This window comes from Mucilaginibacter sp. P5_A6, assembly GCF_056400585.1.
In genome coordinates this window covers 103,518-121,452 of sequence record NZ_JBFUKZ010000023.1, presented here as the reverse complement: position 1 = coordinate 121,452, position 17,935 = coordinate 103,518, and the positions used below count along the sequence as shown (strand labels likewise).

Here is a 17,935-nt window from a genome sequence, read left to right as displayed (position 1 = left end):
TTGTTAAACTTTATATAAATAAAAAAGCGCGATCATTTACATGGTCACGCTTGTATTTAGGGCATTAAAAATAGCCTTTAAACTCTGATATAGATCTTATTCTTATCCAGCACCCAACCCACAAACCAACAAATGAGCATATAGCTGATAGCAAACAACAGCGAACCTATGGCTCCTGGCGATATTACCTGGTAAAAATTATCGTTTATCCAGCCGTATAAACTGCCGCCTTTTATGGTTACCATGTAGAAGAAGATGACAAGTGTTTCTGATAGCACATATATTGGCAATGGGTTTTTTCCCATAATGGTGAAAAATCTTGTCCAGTTTCCTTTGTTCCAGTCGTTTATTTCAAGGGCATAAACCAGGAAGGAAAGGATCACCAAATCGAGCCCTGTGGTTACAAGCACAAACGGACTGCTCCACAATTTTTTATTGATCGGGAACACCATGTTCCAGCACAGTGCAAGGAATATGAACAGGCAGCCCATTAGCAACATTTTCGAGATCACATCGTAACCTTTTCCTTTTTGCTGAATGAATTTACCGGCATAATAACCAACAACCACATTCACAATAGCGGGGATTGTGCTCAAGATTCCTTCCGGATCAAAAGCAATCTTTTCACCGTGGTACAAGTGATTATCGCCCAAAACAAACTTATCAAGAAAAATACCGGCGTTGCCTGTCATGCTCAGCGGGTTTGATGGATCGCCAAAAACCAGCAGAATTACCCAGTAACCTATTAAAAACAGTACTGATAATATGATAACCGACTGTTTTGAGAGGAAATGGATCATGAGCGACGCAAAACAGTAGCACAAAGCTATCCGCTGTAAAACCCCCATTATTCGGGTATGGCTTATTGGCGAAAAAACAAGATGCCCGTTATCGAACCTGAAGAAAGGAAACCAGTACATAAGGTAACCGATTAAAAATATCAGCAGCGTACGTTTAAATATCTTGGTAAGCACAGCCGCGTTACCCATCTCCAGGTAGCGTTTCATAGAAAAGCTCATGGCATTACCAACCGCGAATAAAAACGACGGGAATACCAGGTCGGTTGGGGTAAAACCATGCCAGGCTGCATGATTTAGTGGTGCAAATGCTTCTGCACCGCTGCCGGGTGTATTTACAATGATCATAAAACATATGGTCATCCCTCTAAAAACATCCAGCGATAAAAATCGGGTTGATGATTTGTTCATAAATTGGTTTAAAATAGTTTTACTGGTTTATAGCAGGGAAGTAATAAGCGGCAATTTGATAAAAACTGCCGGGATATTCAAACCCCGGCAGTAATAATTAATTAATGGTAACCGGGGTTTTGCTTAAGTACCGGGGTACCACCTTTTGCGCTTAAATCTATTTCGGCAAGCGGGATAGGATAGTATTCGCTTTTCCCTTTCACAAATTTGCCGCCTTTAACATCGTTAGTTAAAGTACCCTGGTAAGCTATGTAAGCATTAAGTTCGGTATCGGCAATACCCCATCTTACCAGGTCGAAAAAGCGATGACCTTCCATGGCTAACTCAATTTTCCGCTCAAAATAAATGGCTTTAAGTGCAAAGTCTTTACCGGCAAAAGCGCCTGCCAAATAAGGGCTAACTTTGTAATTAGCAGCAGCTGTATTGGTAAAACCGGCGGTCGGGTTATCGTTATCTTTATAATTATGCACCCACCCGGATGTATTAGCGGCCCTGTTACGTACCATGTTAACATAACTTTCGGCTTTATCAAAATTGCCAAGTTGTGCCTCAGCCTCGGCGGCCATTAGTAATACATCAGCATAACGGATAAGGTTATAATTAATACCAGAGCCTGGAGCCCATGAAGTATTATCGCCGTTGGTAGTCTGCTCGGCCTGGCCGTATACATTTTTAATAGGCGAGTATGGCCCTCCGTACTGTTGATCCCGTATCCAATCGACGCCCGGGTGTAAACCCCAGTCAAGATAAGGTATTCCACGGCGGCCAACTGTCCAATCCAGCCGCGGATCTATTGTACCGGCATCTGGTGTAAAATCCTGGTTAGCGGCTATATTCAGATCTGTTTTTATTGCATGGCTGTTGTAATCATCAAGGTATGGCAGCCCGGTAAGCGAATTTGTACGGTAATGGTTTGCCAGGTCAATAGAAGGCTGGTAAAAACCGCAGCAACTAAACGGGCTGCTGTTACCGTACGGAAAATTCAGCATATCGCCATTATTAGCATTTGATGGGCCGTTAGGATCAGTATTGGCTGCTGCCTGCACTGCAAATACCGATTCGGGGCTATTATTTGTAGCCGTCCGGAAATTATCGTTAAAATTGATATTCAACTCGTACTTCTGGCCAGAGGCTGTTACACCCTGTGCTATAACTGCATCAAAAACCACCTTTGCTTCGGCGTATTTATGCTCATATAGATATGTTTTTGCCAAATAAGCACCCGCAGCCCATTTGTTTGCCCGGCCAACATTAGGTTGTGTATTAGGCAGGTTATCATATGCATATTTAAAATCAGCCTCAATTTTGGGCCATATATCGGTTGTATTCGGCTGATTGAGATCGGTTGTGGTTTCATCAATATATGGCACATTATTAAACATTTTTTTAAGGTCGAAATAATAATGACCACGTAAAAACTTTGCCTGGGCCAGTATATTGGTTTTTGCCGCATCTGCAATTGAAGCAACTTTTGCAGTAATCCTAATAGTGTTGTTAGTACGTGAAACACCCTCGTAATCGGCCCTCCATTTACTGTCAAAAAAACCGTTACTGGCATCCGGGCTATACTTCATTATAGGCTCAATAGGCTGCTGATCGCCTGCTATACTCCCTTTTGAAGCATCACCACCTGCAACACCACCATATATCCAGTTATCGGGCGATACTTCCCATGCACTGCCGCCACCTATGGCAGCGTCTCCACCCTGCTGCCCATCTAAAGCTGCATAGGCACCTACAAGCAATTCGTTGGCACCGGCTTCTGTTTCCAAAAATGTTGGCTCAAGCGCGCCTGTAATAGGTTTATCAAGAAATGTTTTTTTACATGCACCAAGCGACAAAACGCTAAGCAACATAATACTGAAATATCTTTTTGCTTTCATTGTAATACTTTTAATGCTGTTGTTATAATGAAAAATTAACTCCGAATAAAAATGTACGCGGACTGGCGTAGCTACCTTCGTCGATACCAAAATCTTTGGTGTTGCCGCTCAGTTCCGGATCAACGCCGCTGTAACCTGTTAAAGTAAACAGATTGGTTGCCGATACATAGATCCTTAATTTTTGGATACCGGCTTTCTTTAAACTACTGATATTAAAGGTATAGCCAATCTGCGCGTTGCGCATACGTACATAGGTTCCGTTTTCAACAAAGTATGAGTTAGGTGTTGCACCGCTGCTTGTAGATGCATCCAATTCCTGGATAGGCGCTTTTGCATTTTGATGCGTTGGTGTCCATGAATCATAAAGGGCGGTGTTGCTTTTTGCGGTTCCAAACGATGCATAAAAGTCTCTCCAGTATTTAACGCTGTTCCATAATTTGTTGCCGAATGAGCCATACAGGAATATGCTGGCATCAAAGTTTTTGTAATTTACACCCAGGTTTAACCCTGCAGTAACTTTAGGATTGGGATTGCCTATAAATGTACGGTCGGCATCCGTTATTATACCATCCCCGTTTACATCTTTATATTTAAAACGCCCAACCTTTGTATCTGATTGATAAACAGCATTTGGGTCATTACTTATTTTTTGAGCACTGGCATCGGCAGCATCAATCTGACCCTGGGTATTCCAAAAGCCTACTACCTGGTATCCGTAAAATTCACCTAATGAGTGGCCAACAGCGCTCCTCGTAATTGGACTATCAAAACGACTTGTGGCATCGCCCACAAAATAGTCTCTGTCATCAGATACTTTTAATATTTTGTTGTTATAAGTGGTTATTGTACCTGTGGCATTAAAACTCAGATCTTTATTTGCCGCTATATTGCCTGTTACAGATATATCAAGCCCATCTGTTTTCATTTTGCCTACATTTTGAGCAGGCACATTACCGTTACCGGCAGTACCCAACTGCCTGGCAGCATATAAAAGATCCTTAATATCCTTACGATAATAATCGGCTGTTACGGCTATTTTTCCGTCGAGTATGGTGGCATCAAAACCAAAATTGGAGTTGATATCTTTTTCCCACAAAGCATGGGGGTTGGCAATCTGGTCCTGGTAAAAGCCCGGCGATAATTCTGCATTACCATCCAACGGATAATATGATTGGCCAATGTTAGTACCAAAGGTGGTATAGGCATCCTTTGACCCCATATTGATCTGGTTACCCATTATACCCCAGCCGCCTCTTACTTTAAGATCGGTAAGCCATTTTACATCCTTCAGAAAACTCTCCTGCGATATACGCCAGCCTGCACTAAATGCAGGGAAATAACCATAACGCTGGTCTACCGGAAATTTTGAAGAGCCATCCCGGCGAATTGTTGCATTAAACAGGTATTTATTGTCGTAAATATAATCGAGGCGGGCAAATTCCGAGAAAAGGGAAGTTGAGCTTTTGCTGCTATAATTGTTTTTGTTGTTTGTGCCCGTGGAAAGGCTAACGTAATCAGGATCAAAATTATAAAAGCCCTGTATGCTGCCTCCAAGGCTTTTATCATAAGTTTCAACCGATTCGGTACCTACAACTATATTAAGACTGTGCTTGCCAAAGGCTTTTAGATAAGTAAGGGTATTGGTCCAGTTATAATTATAGCTATTGGCCGAATTTTCATTATAGACGTTTATTTGAGAATTTTCAACATTTTCATAAGTTGGGTATGTAAATGCATGATCATTACTATTAACAATATCGCCGCCAAAACTGGTACGCAGGGTTAGGCCCTTAAAAATATCCGCTTCGGCAAACACGTTACCCAGCAGGCGGTAAGCTGTAGAACCGTTTACCTTTGTGCGTTGCTGTATGGCTACAGGGTTATTAGAATCACCTAAGCCTGTACCATAACTGCCTGCATAATTACCCATTATATCATAAACAGGTATAATTGGTTGCTCCCTTAAGCCCATGGCAATAACACCATCCGGATTATTGGCACTTATCTGCGCATGATTGGCGGCAGCTACCTGGGGCGTTTTTGTTATAGAATAAGCCAGGTTTTCGCCTACCCTGATATGTTTGGTTATATTGAAGTTTGTGTTTGAACGCAATGTATATCTTTTAAGATAGGTATCTATCAATGTACCTTGCTGATTGAAATAATTAAGCGAAAACAGGTAGTTTGCCTGTTCGGTACTGCCGCTTAATGTTAAGTTGTGGCTGCTTATGGGCGCGGCTTTAAATAACTCGTGATACCAGTCGGTACCGGCTTTATTTGCCCTTGTTATCCTGTAAAAAGAATTATAATCGTCGGGCGATGTATAGTTAGGATTAACGTAGTATAATGAAGGATTTACCGAAGGGTCGCCTTCTTTAACTCCTGCAGGGGTTATATAGTCGGGCAGTGTAAAGGTTGAGCCTTTGCCCGAAGGATTATACAGCGGGTCCTGAAAATCGGTAATGCCTGAGTTTTTTTCGGCTGTTAGCTGCAGGTTGGCCATTTGCTGCGGATTGAGTGTATTCCAAACGTTGCCGCCCTTGGGTACCTGTGAGCCATAATAAGCATCGTACTGGATAGTCACTTTGCCCTTGCCTCTTTTGGTGGTAATGATGATAACACCGTTTGCCGCCCTGGCGCCATATATAGAAGCCGAACTTGCATCCTTTAACACCTGTAACGATTCAACATCATTTGGGTTAATAGTACTTACATCATAGGTTTCCATACCATCAACCACATATAATGGTGTATTATCCCCGAATGTATTAAAACCCCGGATATGTACCTGGGGCTCCTCGCCCGGCTGGCCCGAGCCTGTTACCGTAACGCCCGATGCCTGGCCTTGCAACTGGCTGTTTACTGATGATGAAGCCTGTTTGTTCAGATCCTTAACATTTACTACAGCTACGGCGCCGGTAAGGTCTTTTTTCTTTTGGGTGGTATAACCCACCACAACTACCTCGTTAAGGGCTTTTGATTCTTCGGTAAGCTTTACATTAATAACAGTTTGCCCGTTAACAGCAACTTCCTTTGATGTAAAACCCAAAAAGTTATATATCAGCGTGCCGGTACCATCGGGCAGTGTTATAGTATATTTACCATCAATATTGGTTATGGTGCCTAATGTACTTCCCTTTAGCTTTACGCTTACCCCGGGTAAGGGTAAACCACCGGCATCGGTAACAACACCTGTTACTGTTACAGTAGCAATGGTCTTTCCATCTACAGGTTTAATAATAATGATATCATCAACCACCTGAAATGTAAGCTGTTGATTTTTAAGCACATTTTTCATAACCGTTTCAATACTGGCGTCCTGTAGCTCAACGTTGATTTTTTTATCTACGTTAACCTGGTCCAGCCTGTAAAAAACTGTGTACTTGCTGCTTTTCTCAATCTGTTTAAACATCTGTTTAACAGATATATTATTCACATTAAAGTTGTAAACGTTTTGTGAGTAAGCGGCAGCGTGTATTTGCATTATTCCCGTTAAGAGTAAAACAGTTACAAGCTTCATAATTTTAATCGTTTTTTGCCATGCATGCACAGCCCTTACAGGTTTTCTGTCAAAATTTATCATAAATTTGTTTGTTAATCAGTTAATACGATGCTTCCCCAAGCGTAGGGTATTAGCTATTGATTTTATAGAACCCGGGTGTTAGCGCACCTCGGGTTTTTTATTTTGAAAGAGAGCGTTAGGTTTTTATCATAGTTGGATTTTTGTTTTTAAAGGTTAACAGATTAGTTTTTATTGTTTTTAGTAATATTTACAGTGTTACCGGTTATGGAATAATTGATAGCCGTATTGCCCTTAATCAGTTCCAAAACCCCGTCAATACTGGCAATGCTTTTAAAACTGCCAGAGTAGCGGATATTTTGCAGCCCGGTATCGTCCATAATTATTTTTACGTTGTACCTGCGCTCCAGCACCCTGGAGATCTCATCAAGTGTATTACCGTCAAACACCAGCAGGTCATCTTTCCAACCGTCATAGCGGTTCATTTTTGCCGAATCGACTTGCAGCACCTGGATTTCATTCAGGTTCTTAAGGTCCTCATCATCTTGTTTCACCGCATATTTCTCTGGTTTTGGATAATAGATCCTGAGCACCTGGTGTGGCTTAACATATATGCGGTTCATTTCGCGGGCGTTATTATCCACATTGCCCTCAACTGCTACCTCGCCTTTTACAACGGTTGTTTCAAAAAACGAATCGTTAGGATAAGCTTTCAGGTTAAATTTTGTGCCGATATCCCTGATAGTGTAATTTTTAGTGTTCACCAAAAACGGGATAGTCTTTTTGCCTGGGGCAATCTCAAAAAAGGCCTCCCCCTCCAGGTAAACTGTACGGTTGGTTTTATTAAAATCGGTATTGTAATTTAGTTTGCTGCCTGCATTTAGCCAAACCAACGTTCCATCACCTAAAACTATCTTTTTTATCCCACCGTTTTGAGCCGATACCTGCCTTGCGCTTTGTACATTTTGCGAATAATGATTTACCAGGAGTACAGTAAGTACACCAAACATGGCTATAACTGCGGCAACCCTGCCCCAAACAACAAGCGTTCTGTACTTTGCTTCGCGCGGAATTGTTGCCAAAGAGAATTTATCAAAGGCTTTGTCGTCGTTAATAACCTCTGGCTGCAGGTACAGCATATTTTGCCAGGTTTCATACAGTTGAGCAAAATACTGTTCATTCTCCGGGTGTGCAGTTACCCATTCCCTTACCTGCTCCACCTCTTTTTCATCAGCTTCACGGGTTATATACTTTACCAGTAAAAGTTTTATTTTTTCGTTGTCCATTCTTATTATGATAGCAAGACAATTAAAAAGAGCCATACCCTCAAACGGAATGAAAATATTTTTCATTTAATTTGGATATTCCCTAAAAACCTAACTGCTAATTGCGCATAGCCCCTCTGTCACAAAATATTTGCAGATTAGTTTATCACTATTTCCATATTAAATTTGAAGCATTCAAGTATTTATTCCTAACTTGTTAAAGTTTTTTAAAAAGTAATTCATTTTTACTGATTATATGCATAGATGATTACCCAAACCAACAACACTTTAATTACAAAACTAACGCAAGGCGATGCCAGGGCTTTTGAAGTTCTATTTAAACTTCATTATACCCGGCTTACACTTTTTGCCAATCGTTTTGTGAATGACCTGTCAGTTGCCGAGGAGATAGTCGCTGATGTATTTACCGATTTGTGGGAGAAAGGGCACGAGGTTACCTTTTCAACATCGGTAAGCTCGTACCTTTATAAGATGGTGCAAAACCGCAGCCTTAATTATTTAAAGCATCAAAAGATAGAGAATCTTTATGTTAGCTATCTGGAAAAAAATAACCTGTTTGATGAAGTGCGCAATACCGTTGAAAATGGGTACGAGGAAAAGGAGCTGGTGAGCCAGATAAAGGCCGCAATTAATACCCTCCCCGAAAAATGCCGTGAAATTTTTGTATTAAGCCGCTTTAGCGACATGAAGTATAAAGAAATTGCCAGCCAGCTTAACATCTCGCCTAAAACTGTAGAGCGGCAGGTAAGTATTGCCTTAGAAAAGTTAAGGCAAACGCTGAAGCATGTGAGTTATTTGTTTTTGTTTTGAGAGAGATACTCTTTAAAGCCGGGTTTCATTGCTCGGGCTTTTGAATTGACGGAAAGTTTCTTCCATATTGTCGTACTCCACTCTAGATATAATGATAATATCCTCATCACTGCCACAGGTTATCAGCAATGGCTTATGATCATTTCTGACTCTATCAAAAGATGATTTTAGTTGTTCCTGAAAGAGTTTATATGCAATTGCCTCCATCTGCCTAAATTTAAAAATCTATTATAGAAATTGCATCCTATTTTCGATTAATTTTTTGACTTTCCTAATATTATCGGAATTAATAACATTAATTTCTTTTACTTCAAAATCCGAAATTCTCATTGTAGGATTCAATCCATTATGCTGAGGAAGAAGATCTCGAAAACAATCCAGATATGCTCTTTGAGATGTTCTTCCACCTTGAAAATTAAAATCTTTTGTGACTTTATTGAATCTATATTTATCAGCAGAATAAGAATAAACCAAACACCATCTTTTCCAATCAGCAATAGAATAGTTCACTTGTAAATACTCAGGGTAATTATTTAGTGCCTTTAAACGAGCAGAACTAAAATGCTGCATCTCATCGAATTCAAAAAGAAAATTATATTTCCCTCCGAAATATGCATCGCATTGTAATTGTTGAACCCTCTTAATTGAATTACTTCCGTTTAATTCAAAATATATTTTGTCGATAATCTTAAAGGATTTTTCGAAATGATCAGCCTTATGTTGGTTAATAAACCAAGAAAACTTTTTATCTAATTGGGCTGATTCATTAAGAACTTCACTTACAATTGAGGTTATTAATTTTTGTTTATCTCCAACCGCCATAGCTGATTCTATTTAATCCCCATTTCCTTTTTCAAAAACTGCCCGGTAAAGCTATCCTTAACTTTGCACAAACCTTCAGGCGTGCCGCTAAAAAGTATCTTACCACCTCCCGAACCACCTTCGGGGCCAAGATCTATCACATGGTCAACAACCTTAATTACATCAAGGTTATGCTCTATTACCAAAACCGTATTGCCTTTATCAACCAATTGGTAAAGCACACCCAATAATACATTGATATCTTCAAAATGCAAGCCGGTTGTAGGCTCATCCAATATGTAAAAGGTGTTGCCTGTATCCTTTTTTGATAGCTCGGTTGCCAGTTTAACCCGCTGTGCTTCGCCACCCGATAAGGTAGTTGATGCCTGGCCCAGGGTAATATAGCCCAAACCGACGTCAAACAAGGTCTTTATTTTACGGTAGATGGCCGGAATATGTTCAAAAAATGGTGTGGCATCTTCAATGCTCATATCCAGCACGTCGCTGATGGATTTACCCCGATAGCGCACTTCCAGTGTTTCGCGGTTGTACCTGCGCCCCCCGCATTCTTCGCAAGGCACCTGTACATCGGGTAAAAAGTTCATTTCAATAACCTTCATTCCTGCACCCTGGCAGGTTTCGCACCTGCCCCCTTTTACGTTGAACGAGAAACGGCCGGGCTTATATCCCCTGATCCTCGACTCGGGCAAGGCCACATACAAGTTACGGATATCCGAGAACACTCCTGTATAAGTAGCCGGGTTTGACCGGGGCGTACGCCCGATAGGTGTTTGATCTATCTCAATCACCTTATCAATATTCTCCAGGCCTTCAATTTTTTCATAAGGCAACGGATGTTTTTTAGCCCGGAAAAAGTGATGGTTCAATATAGGGTATAAGGTTTCGGTAATTAAACTTGATTTACCGCTACCCGATACGCCTGTAACCCCTATTAGTTTACCTAAGGGAAAATCAACCGATACCTTTTTTAAATTATGGCCGGTAGCTTTTTTAAGGCTTAATGTTTTGCCATTGCCTTCTCGCCTTTTTTCGGGTACTGCTATAGAACGCTCACCATTAATATAGGATGTGGTAAGCGTATGCTCTTTCATTAGTTGCGCGGGTGTTCCCTGGGCAACTATCTGCCCGCCGTGTACGCCGGCTGCCGGGCCCATATCAATTACATGGTCGGCTTCCAGTATCATATCCTTATCGTGCTCAACTACCAAAACGGTATTACCAAGGTCGCGCAGGTTTTTGAGGGCGTTTATTAAGCGCTCGTTATCACGCTGGTGCAGGCCAATGCTTGGCTCATCTAAAATGTACATCACGTTCATCAGCTGCGAGCCAATTTGCGTGGCCAGCCTGATGCGTTGCGCCTCGCCGCCCGACAGGGTTTTGGCAGTACGATCCAGCGTTAAATAACTCAGCCCTACATCCAACAGGAACACGATACGTGCGCGAATCTCTTTCAGAATTTCTTTGGCAATAACATTCTGGCGCTCGGTAAGCCTGCCTTCCAAGCCATTAAACCATTCCTGCAGATGATTGATATCCATACAGGCCAGCTCGAATATATTTTTATTATCTACCTTAAAATGTAACGATTCTTTCTTCAGCCTTGCACCATCACAAACCGGACAGGTTTTAAGTACACGATAGTTTTCCATATCGTCCATTCCTTCATCGTTACGGCGTTCCTGCTGCTCTTCCAGCATACGCACAATACCATCAAAAGTGATGGAGTAGCTTTGTACGTTCCACTTATTATATTCAACAGAAACGTTGATGGTATCGGGCGCTCCGTTCAGGATAATATCCAGGTGATCTCTGCTCAGTTTTTCTATAGGAGTAGTTAATGAAAACTCATATTTTTTTGCCAATGCTTTCAATACCTGGAAGATCCATGTTTCACGATACTCGCCAATTGGCGCAAGGCCGCCGTTCATGATGGTCAGTTTTGGATTTGGGATAACCGAAGCTTCATCAACCTCAAATATATACCCAAGGCCATTACACTTTTCGCAGGCTCCGTAAGGCGAGTTGAACGAAAATGTATTGGGCTGCGGCTCATCATAAGAAATTCCTGAAACCGGATCCATCAAATACTTACTGTAATAGGCTACATTATTGTCCTTATCGCCAACACGAATGATGCCTTTGGCTATCTTGAGCGCTGTTTGCACCGAAGTGTATAAACGCTTGCTATCTTTTTCGGATACCACCAACCGGTCAACCACAATATCAATATCATGAATCTTGTACCTATCCACCTGCATTTTGGGTTCCACATCAGCCATTGCACCATCAATCCAAACCTTAAGGTAGCCCTGCTTACGTATCGATTCAAATAACTCGCGATAATGACCTTTACGGGCCTTTACCACCGGCGCCAGGATATTAACCGGCTGCCCGTCGAATTTTTCGGTAATGGTTTTCAGGATCTGATCTTCAGACATCCGCTCCATTTTCTCGCCCGTAGTATATGAATAAGCATCCCCGGTACGGGCAAAAAGCAGGCGCATAAAATCGTAGATCTCGGTAATGGTACCCACCGTAGACCGTGGATTTTTACTGGTTGTTTTTTGCTCAATAGCAATAACCGGGCTAAGGCCCGATACCTTATCCACATCCGGCCGCTCCATGCCGCCCATGAACTGGCGCGAGTAGGCCGAAAATGTTTCCATATAACGGCGCTGCCCCTCGGCATAAATGGTATCAAATGCCAGTGATGATTTCCCGCTGCCGCTTAAACCGGTAATTACCACCAGCTGGTTGCGTGGAAAAGAAACGTCGATATTTTTTAGGTTATGTACCCGGGCTCCATAAACTTCAACTTCGCTTTGCTCGCCCAGGTCTAATGGTTTTTCGTTCATACGTGCTTTTAAAAACAATATAGTCTGGCCGGGTAAAAAAGGCCAGTTAATTATACTAATATTTTTCGCAAATATACGTAAAAAGCTGATGCTTATAAGGCACACACCTGGCCGTTAAGTTATTTGACGTAAAAACAACAGCGCTAAACTTACGCTATCGTTTCAAGTTGTTTTTAAGTTAATAATATGTTTACAACACCGGGGTTTATTTGCAGAAATAAAAAAATGTTTTTTTTAACTAACCTTTTATCTGATGAGAAAATTACTCCCCTTTGTTTGTATGGCTGCCGCATTAGGCTTCCAGGCATGTAAAAAAGACCATCCCCAATCAACAACTGCCATCACCTACCCTGACATGGCCGAAGCCACAAACCCAGCATTGCTGATGACGACTGCTACCGGTGTGAAAGTTTATAACGGCGGTTTTGGCTCCGCTGTTGCTGCCGACCCAAAAGACCCATCGGTATTTTATTTACTTACCGACCGCGGGCCAAACGTTGCCGGTACAATTGCCAATTCTATCATTATTGGTAAACCCGATTTTGATCCTCAAATAGGCAAATTCAGATTAAAGGATAATAAGCTGGTATTGGAACAAACTATCGAATTAAAAAATGCGGCCGGGGCTAAACTTAACGGCCTCCCAAATCCGGTTGGAATGGGCGCCACCGGCGAGGTTCCATATGATCTTTCCGGCACGCAGCTTAGCCCAAGCGCAGATGGCATTGACTCCGAAGGAATTGCTTTGGCATCTGACGGTTCATTCTGGATAAGCGATGAATATGGGCCCCACATTGTACATTTTGATGCAACCGGGCGAACAATTGAACGCATAAACCCATTCGGTACGGGTACGGGCGGGCGTAAAATACCGCTTGTATTTGCCAAACGCAAAGCCAATCGCGGCATGGAGGGCCTTACGATTACACCAGATGGTAAAACACTGGTAGGCATTATACAATCGCCAATGTATAACCCAACAAAGGCCGCCGTAAGCAATTCATTGGTATTACGCATTTTAACTTTTGATATTGCTACCGGTGCAACAAAACAGTACATCTATTTAATGGAAAATGCATCACTTACCGGCTGCAGCGAAATACTGGCTGTAAATGCCACCACATTTTTAACCATTGAACGCGATGGTAATTATGGCGGTGCACCAACCAACCCCTCAACTTTTAAAAAGATATTTAAAGTTGACCTGGCAAACGCCACCGATGTTTCTGATGCTGCAAACGGCGAAACAGGCAAGCTGTACAGTGGGAAAACCGTTGAAGAGTTAAAAGACATTGCCGGTTTAACTACGGCCGGAATTACGCCGGTTAAAAAAACAGTTGTACTTGATCTTTTAAAAGATCTCTCAACCGTTTACCCGCATGATAAATGTGAAGGTATAGCTTTATTACCCGGCAACATCCTGGTGATATCAAATGACGATGATTTTGGTGTAACCGATAACGGGGCAAGTGGCTTTATGGCAAAAATACTTGCGGGTACGGGCACCGTTGACCATAACAGGCTCTACTTTAAAAAGATAACCCTATAGTTAAATTTCCACAAAAAAAGACCGACCTTCCAGCTGGGAAGATCGGTCTTAAAGTGCTCCGTATGTAATCTTTAACTAATTATGACATTTACAAGTCAATATTAATTAAATGCCAGCAGTTGCGTTGGCTGGGTAATATTAATGTAGTTTTTATACCCAAACTTTTTAGGCTGCTCAATAATTGCTTTCATGGCAATAAGCTTGTAAACATATGAACCGGTTTCACGGTTCAGGCTCATGCGGAAATAATTATCTTCGTTTTGCTTATTAATGGCTTTAGCTAATTTAATAGATCCATTGTTATAAGCGGCGGCAGCCAGCGTCCAGCTATTAAATTCACCGTATAGTTCCTTGATATACTTGCAGGCCGCGATAGTTGATTTACGAACGTTTTGCCGTTCATCAACCCCATGACCCACCTTTAGCCCATAGGTACGCGCGGTACCGGCCATAAATTGCCATAAACCCGATGCCCCTTTTGGAGAAGTGCCCGATTTAAGGCCCGACTCGACAAGCGGGATGTATTTAAAATCATCAGGGATACCATAAAACTTCAATATTGGCTCAATAATAGGGAACAGTACTTCGGCCTTACGGTGTAGCAAGGTTGATTGCACGTTCTTAAAAGCATGTTGTCTGAGCGATTTGTTGAGTTTAAATGTAACCCTGGCATCATTAACAGGTAAAGCTTCGTCTGCAAAATTATAAGCAGCAGCGGTGCTTTTAATAAAAATAAATTCCGAGGTTCGATGGCTTAATTTGGCTGGTTTTGCAACCGTTTCAGTAATAGTTGTACTGAAAATATTAAGCTTGGAAATGAGAACCAGCACCAGCGTTACGGAGCACGTAAGTAAGTGTTTTTTAATCATTTCTTTTTTTATCATTAACTATACATTAGGTAAAATGTGCTGCAAAGGTAGGTCATACAAATCACATAATCAAATACTTAGCTTTTTACTAATTTTTTTAGCGCTGGTTTTCGGTTCAAAAACACGGTTTAAAACAGTTTAAACCGTGTTTTTGAACCGCATTATTTTTTTGAATTTTTTGATTGCTTTTTGCCAAAAAACCGTAACTTTGACCCTCACGCTGCGAAAGCGCTAAACAAAAAAATATGGTATTTAAGAGACCAACAGGTAGTCGCGACGACAAGCCGGGAAAATCAACAGGCAGAAGCTCAAGAGGCGACGATAAGCCTAAAAGACCGGCAACCGCAAAAGGCAAAGCCTCTCCGGACGGGGAGAAAAAGAAACTATCCAGACCGGATAAATCATTCCAAAGCAACAGATTTAGTGACGATAAGCCCAAAAGCAATTTTAGGGACGGCGCGTCATCAGGCGATAAAAAATCATTTACAAGATCAAGACCATATTCTGGTCGCCCAACATCCGGCGATAGCGATAAACCAAAAAGCAATTTCAGAGACGGAGCTTCGTCTGGCGATAAAAAAAGCTTTTCGCCACGCGCCAAGCCATACTCTGGCAGGCCGACCTCCAGTGACAGCGACAGACCGCCAAGAAGCTTTGGTGCAGGTTCAGGTGGCGGTGAAAGAAAACCTTACTCAGGCCGGCCATCATCCGGCGAAGGCGAAGAAAGGCCTAAGAGAAACTTTGGCGGCAGTTCTGCCGGCGAAAAAAAGCCATACTCTTCTCCACGCACACGTTCATCTAATGCAGATTTTGGCGACAAGCCCAAAAGAAGCTTCGGTGCCGATAAAGGTGGCGAACGTAAATTTGGTGCGGGTACAGAAAGATCAACAGACAGAAAATTTGGCGACAGGCCTGCCGAAGGCGGATTTAAAAAACGCGAAGGCAGCTTCTCAAAAGACAAACCGGCTTATAATGCCGACAGGCCGCAACGCAAGCCGGTATATGATAAAATAACCAAAGACCTTGACGCACCGGCCAAAACTATGCGCGGCCGTAAAAAACCCGCCGAAAGCAAAACCAAGGACGATGGACTAATCCGCCTTAACCGTTATATTTCAAACGCAGGCATTTGCTCGCGCCGTAAGGCCGATGAGCTGATTATTGCCGGTGTGGTATCGGTAAACGGTGTAGTGGTTGACGAGCTGGGTGCTAAAATTGATCCGGCAAGAGATGAGATCAAATACAATGGCGAAACCCTGCGCCGCGAGAAAATGGTTTACGTATTATTAAATAAACCAAAGGATTATATAACCACAACAGAAGATCCGCAGGAACGCCGCACGGTAATGCACCTGGTTGAAAAAGCAACCAAAGAGCGTATTTACCCTATTGGCCGTTTAGACAGGAACACTACTGGTTTACTGTTAATGACCAATGATGGCGAGCTGGCCGATAAATTATCGCACCCACGCAGCAACATCAGCAAACTATACCAGGTTGAGCTGAGCAAAAGCTTATCGCAGGGCGATCTGAATAAAATTCAATTCGGTATTGAACTCGAAGATGGCTTAATAAAACCAGATTCGGTATCATATGTTGCAGGCGCTTCAAAAAGAGAAGTCGGTATCCAGATCCATAGTGGTAAAAACCGCGTGGTGCGCCGCATATTTGAAAGCCTGGGTTACGAGGTTATAAAATTGGACAGGGTGGTTTATGCCAACCTCACCAAGAAAGATCTTCCCCGGGGGCGTTATCGCCACCTGGAAGAAAGTGAGATCATCCAGTTAAAACACCTGATAAAATAATAAGAATGCCTCGTTAAACAACGGGGCATTTTTTTTGTCTATTTTATTAACTTGCATCACTTAATCAATTCATACCAACATGAAAAAAGCCCTTTTGATCATAGCGATGCTATCGCCTTTGCTTAATTACGCCCAGGATAAAAAACTCGTCCCCAAAATGTTCAATCTTGTTGTGGGTACTTATACCACAGGTTCAAGTAAAGGAATTTTGGTTTACCGTTTTTATACGCAAAGCGGCAAGCTGGCTTATTTAAGCCAGATAGATGGTGTAGATAATCCATCGTACTTAGCAGTAAGCAAAAACAATAAATTTATTTACGCGGTAAATGAGTCGACCAAAGGTGAGGTGAGCTCATTTTCATTTGATGCTAAAAGCGGCAGAATGGAATTTATCAACAAGCAATCGTCATTAGGCGCCAACCCATGTTATATTGCTGTTGATAAGGCGCAAAAAAATGCATTTGTTGCCAACTATTCCAGCGGCCAGGTTGCTGTACTGCCCATTAATAAGGACGGTTCATTAGCTAATGGCATTGAAACTGTGCGTAATGAAGGCCAGGGACCAAACAAGGAACGCCAGGAAGGCCCGCACGCGCATATGAGCATATTATCGCCCGATGAAAAGTACCTGTTTTATAATGACCTGGGCACCGACAAGATAAATATTTACCGTTTCCGTTCGGGTAAAAGCTCACCTTTAACAGGGGCCAATCCCCCGTTTGTAAGCGTTACACCCGGCAGCGGCCCACGCCACCTGGAATATTCGCTTGATAAAAAACATGTTTACCTGCTAACAGAAATGGCTTCAAATATTATTGTGTTTGATTACGATAATGGCAAGTTCAAACAAAAACAAGCAATAACCCTATTGCCTGATGGCTTTACAGGCAAAACAGGGGCTGCAGCCATCCATATATCGCCCGACGGCCGTTTTCTTTATGCCTCAAACCGTTTAGAAACCAACGAGATCGTCTGTTACGCCGTAAACCAGGAAACAGGCGAGCTTACTTTTGTATCGCGCCAGTCAACCTTTGGTAAAAACCCGCGCGATTTCGCTATCGATCCAACAGGTAATTATTTGGTAGTAGCCAACCAGGGCAGCGATAGCATGTTTGTATTTAAAATAGACCAAACTACTGGTAAACTACGACAAACAGGCATCAAAATAGACGTTGGGAACCCGGTATGCCTGAAATTCACACCGGTTGAATAAGGCGAAAGGTAAAAGGCGAAAGGTTTTGTGGATGAAGGATTGATGGAAAAAGGATAAAAGACACAGCCACAAATTGCTCAATATAAAAGTAAAAGGGCAAAGGTAAAAAGTGAAT

The 17,935-nt window shown here is 42.1% G+C and carries 12 protein-coding genes; 4 read left to right on the top strand and 8 right to left on the bottom strand.

The genetic code is table 11. From position 1 onward, the window contains the following. Positions 1 to 77 precede the first annotated feature (77 nt). The 4 genes from AC1DO4_RS21765 to AC1DO4_RS21750 all read right to left on the bottom strand — a co-directional run bounded on the left by AC1DO4_RS21765 (position 78) and on the right by AC1DO4_RS21750 (position 7,963). Positions 78 to 1,208: an acyltransferase family protein gene (locus AC1DO4_RS21765; RefSeq protein WP_477419682.1), complete on the bottom strand. Its 1,131-nt coding sequence runs from the start codon at positions 1,206 to 1,208 to the stop codon at positions 78 to 80. A 101-nt stretch (positions 1,209 to 1,309) separates the two neighbouring features. Beyond that, positions 1,310 to 3,091, bottom strand: a complete 1,782-nt coding sequence (locus tag AC1DO4_RS21760; protein ID WP_477419681.1) for a RagB/SusD family nutrient uptake outer membrane protein — start codon at positions 3,089 to 3,091, stop codon at positions 1,310 to 1,312. Positions 3,092 to 3,113: 22 nt separating this feature from the next. Further along, positions 3,114 to 6,611, bottom strand: coding sequence for a TonB-dependent receptor (locus AC1DO4_RS21755; RefSeq protein ID WP_477419680.1), 3,498 nt, complete (start codon positions 6,609 to 6,611; stop codon positions 3,114 to 3,116). A 224-nt stretch (positions 6,612 to 6,835) separates the two neighbouring features. Continuing rightward, positions 6,836 to 7,963, bottom strand: a complete 1,128-nt coding sequence (locus AC1DO4_RS21750) for a FecR family protein (protein WP_477419679.1) — start codon at positions 7,961 to 7,963, stop codon at positions 6,836 to 6,838. A 177-nt stretch (positions 7,964 to 8,140) separates the two neighbouring features. Here AC1DO4_RS21750 and AC1DO4_RS21745 point away from each other — a divergent pair, with 177 nt between their 5' ends. After that, positions 8,141 to 8,707: an RNA polymerase sigma-70 factor gene (locus AC1DO4_RS21745; RefSeq protein WP_477419678.1), complete on the top strand. Its 567-nt coding sequence runs from the start codon at positions 8,141 to 8,143 to the stop codon at positions 8,705 to 8,707. A gap of 12 nt (positions 8,708 to 8,719) precedes the next feature. On the opposite strand, the gene AC1DO4_RS21740 is transcribed toward AC1DO4_RS21745, so the two are convergent. Genes AC1DO4_RS21740 through uvrA form a run of 3 tightly spaced genes read right to left on the bottom strand, consistent with a single transcriptional unit; the run spans position 8,720 to position 12,384 of the window. After that, positions 8,720 to 8,914: a type II toxin-antitoxin system prevent-host-death family antitoxin gene (locus AC1DO4_RS21740; RefSeq protein WP_477419677.1), complete on the bottom strand. Its 195-nt coding sequence runs from the start codon at positions 8,912 to 8,914 to the stop codon at positions 8,720 to 8,722. A 21-nt stretch (positions 8,915 to 8,935) separates the two neighbouring features. Then, entirely contained in the window at positions 8,936 to 9,529 is a 594-nt protein-coding gene (locus AC1DO4_RS21735) for a hypothetical protein (protein WP_477419676.1), read from the bottom strand. 8 nt (positions 9,530 to 9,537) lie between these two features. Next, positions 9,538 to 12,384, bottom strand: coding sequence for an excinuclease ABC subunit UvrA (gene uvrA / locus AC1DO4_RS21730; RefSeq protein ID WP_477419675.1), 2,847 nt, complete (start codon positions 12,382 to 12,384; stop codon positions 9,538 to 9,540). 253 nt (positions 12,385 to 12,637) lie between these two features. On the opposite strand from uvrA, the gene AC1DO4_RS21725 reads away from it, so the two are divergent. Next, entirely contained in the window at positions 12,638 to 13,933 is a 1,296-nt protein-coding gene (locus AC1DO4_RS21725; protein WP_477419674.1) for an esterase-like activity of phytase family protein, read from the top strand. A gap of 101 nt (positions 13,934 to 14,034) precedes the next feature. Here the strand turns inward: AC1DO4_RS21725 and AC1DO4_RS21720 are convergent, their stop codons facing one another. Next, the gene (locus AC1DO4_RS21720; RefSeq protein ID WP_477401256.1) at positions 14,035 to 14,817 is read right to left on the bottom strand and encodes a lytic transglycosylase domain-containing protein; all 783 of its coding nucleotides are present in this window, start codon (positions 14,815 to 14,817) and stop codon (positions 14,035 to 14,037) included. A gap of 230 nt (positions 14,818 to 15,047) precedes the next feature. On the opposite strand from AC1DO4_RS21720, the gene AC1DO4_RS21715 reads away from it, so the two are divergent. Both AC1DO4_RS21715 and AC1DO4_RS21710 read left to right on the top strand, forming a co-directional pair. Beyond that, positions 15,048 to 16,607 (top strand): pseudouridine synthase, encoded by a 1,560-nt coding sequence (locus AC1DO4_RS21715; protein WP_477419673.1) that lies wholly within the window; start codon positions 15,048 to 15,050, stop codon positions 16,605 to 16,607. A gap of 79 nt (positions 16,608 to 16,686) precedes the next feature. After that, positions 16,687 to 17,820: a lactonase family protein gene (locus tag AC1DO4_RS21710; protein WP_477419672.1), complete on the top strand. Its 1,134-nt coding sequence runs from the start codon at positions 16,687 to 16,689 to the stop codon at positions 17,818 to 17,820. The last annotated feature ends 115 nt before the right edge of the window (positions 17,821 to 17,935 follow it).

What these genes read in the sequence shown, in the direction of transcription:
- AC1DO4_RS21765 (WP_477419682.1), bottom strand. Translation starts at nt 1,208, where the DNA reads ATGAACAAATCATCAACCCGATTTTTATCGCTGGATGTTTTTAGAGGG.
- AC1DO4_RS21760 (WP_477419681.1), bottom strand. Translation starts at nt 3,091, where the DNA reads ATGAAAGCAAAAAGATATTTCAGTATTATGTTGCTTAGCGTTTTGTCG.
- AC1DO4_RS21755 (WP_477419680.1), bottom strand. Translation starts at nt 6,611, where the DNA reads ATGAAGCTTGTAACTGTTTTACTCTTAACGGGAATAATGCAAATACAC.
- AC1DO4_RS21750 (WP_477419679.1), bottom strand. Translation starts at nt 7,963, where the DNA reads ATGAAAAATATTTTCATTCCGTTTGAGGGTATGGCTCTTTTTAATTGT.
- AC1DO4_RS21745 (WP_477419678.1), top strand. Translation starts at nt 8,141, where the DNA reads ATGATTACCCAAACCAACAACACTTTAATTACAAAACTAACGCAAGGC.
- AC1DO4_RS21740 (WP_477419677.1), bottom strand. Translation starts at nt 8,914, where the DNA reads ATGGAGGCAATTGCATATAAACTCTTTCAGGAACAACTAAAATCATCT.
- AC1DO4_RS21735 (WP_477419676.1), bottom strand. Translation starts at nt 9,529, where the DNA reads ATGGCGGTTGGAGATAAACAAAAATTAATAACCTCAATTGTAAGTGAA.
- uvrA (WP_477419675.1), bottom strand. Translation starts at nt 12,384, where the DNA reads ATGAACGAAAAACCATTAGACCTGGGCGAGCAAAGCGAAGTTGAAGTT.
- AC1DO4_RS21725 (WP_477419674.1), top strand. Translation starts at nt 12,638, where the DNA reads ATGAGAAAATTACTCCCCTTTGTTTGTATGGCTGCCGCATTAGGCTTC.
- AC1DO4_RS21720 (WP_477401256.1), bottom strand. Translation starts at nt 14,817, where the DNA reads ATGATAAAAAAAGAAATGATTAAAAAACACTTACTTACGTGCTCCGTA.
- AC1DO4_RS21715 (WP_477419673.1), top strand. Translation starts at nt 15,048, where the DNA reads ATGGTATTTAAGAGACCAACAGGTAGTCGCGACGACAAGCCGGGAAAA.
- AC1DO4_RS21710 (WP_477419672.1), top strand. Translation starts at nt 16,687, where the DNA reads ATGAAAAAAGCCCTTTTGATCATAGCGATGCTATCGCCTTTGCTTAAT.